Consider the following 4,103-nt stretch of genomic DNA (forward strand, 5'->3'; position numbering starts at 1 on the left):
AACTGCTCAAGGGCCTCAGCGTCGACGGGACCCTCATCTCGCCCGCCTTCAGCTATGAAAGGGTTCAGGACGATATCTTTCTCAGCAGGGAGGAAGCGGTGAAGAAGTTCCGGGAGATGGCCGACTTCTTTCTCCGGTTCCCCTTCATGAATTCGCCGCTCTATGTCGACTTCCTGAAAGGCGGGAGGCAGATGCGCTGCACTCCCTGGGGCAATCCGACCCGCAATCCGCTCGGCTGGAAGTCACCCTGCTATCTCATAACAGACACCTATTACCCGTCCTTCGGGGAGATGATGGAGAAGACCCCCTGGGAAAGATACGGAACCGGAAACGACCCGAGATGCAGGGACTGCATGGTCCACAGCGGATACGAGGCTACGGCGATGAGAGACGCCTTCTCGAAGCCGAAGGACCTCCTCAGGCTTATCCTCTGGAATATGAAGAAGACCTGATGGAGCCTCCCCTCCGATGCTTCTCGGTACGATCCTCCTGAGGCCTTACGTAGTCGTCTTCTTTCTCGTATACCTCTTCGGCTGTTCGCTCCATCTGGGCCTGAAACGGACACTCCTCTTCGCCGTAATCGGGTACCTCATGACGTGGCTTTCCGAATATTCCTCGATCCATAACGGCATACCCTACGGACTCTATTACTATATCGAGACGACGAGAGACAGGGAACTCTGGGTCTGGGGCGTTCCCTTCATGGATTCGATAAGTTATGTCTTTCTCGCCTACGCGAGCTACACCATGGCCCTCATCGTTATATCCCCCGTACAACGGGTAAAGGGATTCCTCTACCTCCTCGAGACGAGAAAGATCAGGGATTCTTTTTCTGTAAGGCTTCTCGGCTCGGTCTTCATGGTCTATCTCGACATCATCATAGACCCGGTAGCGCTGAGAGGCGACAGGTGGTTCCTCGGTCGGATATACGGATATCCTGACGGGGGGATCTATTTCGGCATCCCGATATCGAATTTTATCGGATGGCTCATAGTCGGGTTCTTTCTGATATACGCGCTCCAGAAGATAGACAGCTATTTCGACGGAAAGAAGGTGAGGGATTATGCGGGTTACCGATTCCCGTGGAGGTATCTTATCGGACCGGCCCTCTATCTCGGCGTGCTCGTCTTCAACGTCTCGATAACCTTCTGGATCGGTGAGTATACCCTTGGATGGGTCGGGGTCTTCATCATCCTGCTCCCGTCCGCTCTCCTCTTCTCCCTCGTCAGGTTGCGAAGCTCCGCCGGGAACTTCAGGAAAGAAGACAGAGAAGCCCATCTGAAGGATTTCCCATTAGCCGCGATTCCCTCAGACGCCTCATGAGGCGCCGTCTACCACGTCAGGGAGAGCAGGGACCCGATATCGGCCTGCAGGCGGTTGAATTTGCACTTGATGACCGTGCAATGCTCCGAGCGGTAACAGTACCCGCCCTTTATCACGACATGCACGGAGATGCCTGTTAGTTCACGGTGAGGACAGTGGATGTGGAGCTTTCCCGATAATTCGGAATAGTTCCTCTGCCTGCATATACGCTTCATACAATAATTATACAGCGCAAGAAACCGATTTTTCCGGATCGACTCCTTCAGAGAGCCTCGATGAGGGCCTTCACGACGCGCCACAGATTCTCGGACGCGAGACGGGAAGCCCGACCGAGCTTGATCGCCTCCGGTATGAGCCCGGGCTTCCTGAGAAGCGATCCGAGGGCGCGGGAAAGACGATAGTTGCCATCCTCATCACAGACATCGTAGAGTTCCTCCGGGATATCTTCGCCGGCCCGGTCGGTCACGGAACGGACCCCCAAAAAAGGTAAACCGCTCCCGATGGCGAGCCTTGCCAGAGGGAATGTCTCCATGTCACAGACCGCAAACGGGAGTCCCCGCGGCAGAATTCTTTGTACCTCCGATTTCTTCATCCGCCTGCCGAGCGTTATGACGCATCCCCCGTGCATCTCGACTCTATCAGAGAGTCTCCCCGCGATCTCGGCGGCACCGGGGACTTCGATGGCATCTATGCCGGTCCCGTCATAAGAGAGAACCTTGGAGGCCCATACAAGCTCCCCGATTGAGGCGCCATTATAAAGCGCGCCGCCGAATCCTACAGACGCGATAACGTCAGGGCGGTACTCTTCGACGACCGGGTGGAATGCGGCTTCCGCGTTCCCACCCCCCATGCCGGTCTGAACCAGGAGAATTTCAGAGGACGAGTATGATCCGGAAATAATCTTAAGAGGTGATTTTTCGGGACTCTTTCCTACCTTTATGTTTCTGACGATTCCCCGTAATTCCTGAGGAAAGGCCGAAAAGACCGCCAATCTCATGCCACCCTCGTAATCGAAATAGTTATCTCTCGTCCGTTAGATTATATCAGTTCTTTGTGATATACTTTTTTTAGAGTTGAAGACCTTCGATTGCGACAGGAGCACCCTTCACAGGGACAACTATCTGCCGTCAGGATTGAGACATTCGGATAAGAAGGAGGTATCATGAAACGCAACAAGAGGTTTATGCAAGTGGTGAGCCTGCTCGTTATCGCACTGCTCGTCTTCCCGTGCGAAATCCTGGCACAAGGCCCCGGAGAAGCGCCATCGGGAGAAGCGCCGTCAAAGGTCTTCTCCAAAGAACAACTGGAGCAAGTGCTGGCTCCCATAGCGTTGTACCCGGATGATCTCATCGTACAGATCCTCATGGCATCGACCTATCCCCTCGAGGTCGTGCAGGCAGACCGCTGGATAAAGAAAAACAAGGACCTTAAGGGCGACGCCCTCGCCAAGGCCCTCGAGAAACAGACATGGGACGCGAGCATAAAGTCGCTCGTGAACTTCCCTCAAGTACTCACGATGATGAGCGAGAAGCTCGACTGGACCGAGATGCTCGGAGACGCATTCCTTGCTCAGGAGAAGGAAGTCATGGACACGGTACAGGCGCTCCGGAGAAAGGCGGATGCGGCGGGCAACCTGAAGTCGACGGCGGAGCAGAAGGTGATCGTCGAGAAAGAGACGATCGTCATTGAATCCGCCAACCCACAGGTCGTCTATGTGCCGACGTATAATCCCACTGTTGTGTATGGCGCATGGCCCTACCCTGCCTATCCGCCGTATTCCTACTATCCTCCGGGATACGTGCCGGGAGCGGCACTCTTTTCCTTCGGGGTCGGTATGGCGCTCGGCGCTGCCTGGGGCTATGCGTGGGGCGGTGCCAATTGGGGAGGGGGCGATATCAATATCAACTCAAACAGGAACGCTAACTTCAACCAAAATATCAATCGAGGCCAGGCAGGACAGGGAAAGTGGAAGCACGACTCGGGCCACAGGAAGGGCGCTGCATACAGGGACAGTGGGACTGCAAAGAAGTTCGGTCAGTCTCCCTCGCGGACTTCCGCTGCCAACCGGGAGTCGCGCGGATACGGTGACCGTCGCGGAGGCGGAGCGCAGTCGAAGGACCTCGGCGGCGGCAGAGGCGGGGCAAGCAGCGCCCAGCGCGGAGGCCGTGAGAACGCCTTCAGCGGCGCCGGAAACGGGGGGGCTGAGCGTAGGGCGAGTGACCGCGGACAGATGAGCAGAGGAAGCAGCAGCGGCTCCCGCGGCGGCGGCGGATATAGCGGAGGCTCCCGTGGGGGTGGAGGCTCCCGCGGCGGCGGTGGAGGCGGCTCCCGCGGAGGTGGCGGAGGCGGTCGCGGAGGTGGAGGCGGAGGAAGGCGATAGTCCCGTGAATGCAGAAAGCCTTAACCATGCGCGACAATAGAGGAGGTAAAAAAATGAGATTCATGAGATCGCAGAAGAATAAATCCTTATCCGTCATGGTAGCCGCTGCACTGATCTGCGTAGTCGTGATCGCCCTTTCGGCTTCCCTCTCGGCTGCCACGAAGACGAAGCAGGAGACCTTTCCTTCTCCGGAGGATGCGGTGAAGGCCCTCATCGAAGCGGTGAAGACAGACAATACCGACAAATTCGTCGCCATTCTCGGGTCCGGGTTTAAGTCCCTCTTCTCTTCGGGCGACGAAGTGGAAGACAAGCTTGCAATGGAACGGTTTGTGAAGTCCTACGAAGAAAAGAACAGGATAGAAAAAAAAGGCGCCGACAGGGCGATACTCTATACCGGGAA

Annotated in this window: 6 protein-coding genes; 4 read left to right on the forward strand and 2 right to left on the reverse strand. The window is 56.2% G+C overall.

All coding sequences use genetic code 11. The annotated features are described in order from the left end of the window. Positions 1-452, forward strand: a 452-nt coding sequence (locus VEI96_11435; protein ID HXX58604.1) for a DUF3463 domain-containing protein, incomplete at its 5' end; no start/stop codon positions are given. Between the two features lie 16 nt (positions 453-468). Beyond that, positions 469-1,323 (forward strand): carotenoid biosynthesis protein, encoded by an 855-nt coding sequence (locus VEI96_11440; GenBank protein HXX58605.1) that lies wholly within the window; start codon positions 469-471, stop codon positions 1,321-1,323. 8 nt (positions 1,324-1,331) lie between these two features. Here VEI96_11440 and VEI96_11445 read toward each other — a convergent pair whose 3' ends face one another. Both VEI96_11445 and VEI96_11450 read right to left on the reverse strand, forming a co-directional pair. Then, positions 1,332-1,538 carry a hypothetical protein gene (locus VEI96_11445; GenBank protein ID HXX58606.1) on the reverse strand — a complete coding sequence of 69 codons (207 nt, stop codon included), beginning with the start codon at positions 1,536-1,538 and terminating at the stop codon, positions 1,332-1,334. A gap of 47 nt (positions 1,539-1,585) precedes the next feature. Beyond that, on the reverse strand, positions 1,586-2,320 hold the full coding sequence (locus VEI96_11450) for a hypothetical protein (protein ID HXX58607.1): 735 nt from the start codon (positions 2,318-2,320) through the stop codon (positions 1,586-1,588). 165 nt (positions 2,321-2,485) lie between these two features. Between VEI96_11450 and VEI96_11455 the strand changes: the two genes are divergently transcribed. Continuing rightward, the gene (locus tag VEI96_11455; GenBank protein ID HXX58608.1) at positions 2,486-3,703 is read left to right on the forward strand and encodes a DUF3300 domain-containing protein; all 1,218 of its coding nucleotides are present in this window, start codon (positions 2,486-2,488) and stop codon (positions 3,701-3,703) included. 53 nt (positions 3,704-3,756) lie between these two features. After that, positions 3,757-4,103, forward strand: a 347-nt coding sequence (locus VEI96_11460) for a DUF2950 family protein (protein ID HXX58609.1), incomplete at its 3' end; no start/stop codon positions are given.

It is taken from the genome of Thermodesulfovibrionales bacterium, from assembly GCA_035622735.1.
Lineage (GTDB): Bacteria > Nitrospirota > Thermodesulfovibrionia > Thermodesulfovibrionales > UBA9159 > DASPUT01.

Coding starts and splice junctions, on each gene's coding strand:
- VEI96_11450 (HXX58607.1), bottom strand. CDS start 2,320: ATGAGATTGGCGGTCTTTTCGGCCTTTCCTCAGGAATTACGGGGAATC.
- VEI96_11440 (HXX58605.1), top strand. CDS start 469: ATGCTTCTCGGTACGATCCTCCTGAGGCCTTACGTAGTCGTCTTCTTT.
- VEI96_11445 (HXX58606.1), bottom strand. CDS start 1,538: ATGAAGCGTATATGCAGGCAGAGGAACTATTCCGAATTATCGGGAAAG.
- VEI96_11455 (HXX58608.1), top strand. CDS start 2,486: ATGAAACGCAACAAGAGGTTTATGCAAGTGGTGAGCCTGCTCGTTATC.